Here is a 1,126-nt window from a genome sequence, read left to right on the forward strand (position 1 = left end):
GGCGAGGCCGCCGGAGCTGAGCCGAGCGCCGCGGCCGAAGTGGAGCCGAACGTGGCCGCCGGGATTGAGTTGAGCGCGGCGCTCGACACGCAGGGGCGGCTGCTGCGACGGCTCGGGCGCACCGACGACGCGCGGCGCTGCTACGCCGAGGCGCTCGGCATCGACGAGCGGCTCAGCGCGGCGGACCCTTCCGAGGATCGCCTGCGGCGCAACGTGGGCCTCAGCCACGGGCGGCTGGCCGAGCTGGCCCTCCACGGCGGCGACCTCGGCGACGCCCGCGCGTCGGGTGAGGCTGCGCTGGGCATCCACCGGGCGCTCGCGGAGGCCTTTGCCGAAACGGCGGTGCTCCAGGTCGACCTGGCCAACGCGCTGGGGGTTCTGGCCGCGGTACACCGTGCCCAGGGGGACCCGGCCACGGCCCGGCAGCTGACCGAACAGGCGCTGGAGCTGTGGCGGCGCCTCGCACCGGAGGACGCATCCCTTGCGGACGAGCTGGCCGGCGCGGTGGGCGCCCTGGCCGACCTGGTCCGGGCCGAGGGCAGCGACCCCGCCCGGGCCCGGGAGCTGACCCTGGAGGCGGCCGGGATCATCGAGGGCCTCGCCGAGGCCGACCCGGGCAGCCTCCCGCGCAAGCGGCAGCTGCTGACCTCGTACTGGCGGCTGGCCGACATGGACGTCGAGGCCGGCGACCTCGCCTGCGCCGGCAACCACGTGGCGGCCGGCCTGTCGCTCGCCGAGCACCTGGCCGGGGTCGACGAGGACAGCGTCGACGCCTGGCGCGACCTGGCCGAGGCGCTGCGCCGGACCGCCGGGCACGCCGCCGCCACGGGCCACCCGGAGGAGGTACGGGGCAACCTCGAACGGGCGCTGGAGATCGCGGAGCGCCTCGTGCACCGCTTCCCCCGCGCGGCCGACCGCCACCGGGAGCTGGCCGCGGCCGCCGAGCGGCTGGGCGACTGGCTGCGTGAGGCCGGCGACCACGCCGCGGCCCGCGTCCTGTTCCGGCAGGGGGTCGCCGCGTCACGGCGGCGGGCGGCGCTCGATCCGCACGACGCCGGCGCGGCCCTCGCCGTCCAGCCGAAGTACAGGTCGGTGCCGTAGGTCTGCACGCTCAGCAGCGACTGGA

At 77.5% G+C, this 1,126-nt stretch carries 1 protein-coding gene; it reads left to right on the plus strand.

The genetic code is table 11. The features are described 5' to 3' along the window. The coding region (locus ABZS66_RS24210) for a tetratricopeptide repeat protein (RefSeq protein ID WP_354761229.1) at nt 1–1,101 on the plus strand (1,101 nt) is incomplete at its 5' end. Nucleotides 1,102–1,126: the final 25 nt, after the last annotated feature.

The organism is Dactylosporangium sp. NPDC005572 (assembly GCF_040605515.1).
Taxonomy (GTDB): domain Bacteria; phylum Actinomycetota; class Actinomycetes; order Mycobacteriales; family Micromonosporaceae; genus Dactylosporangium.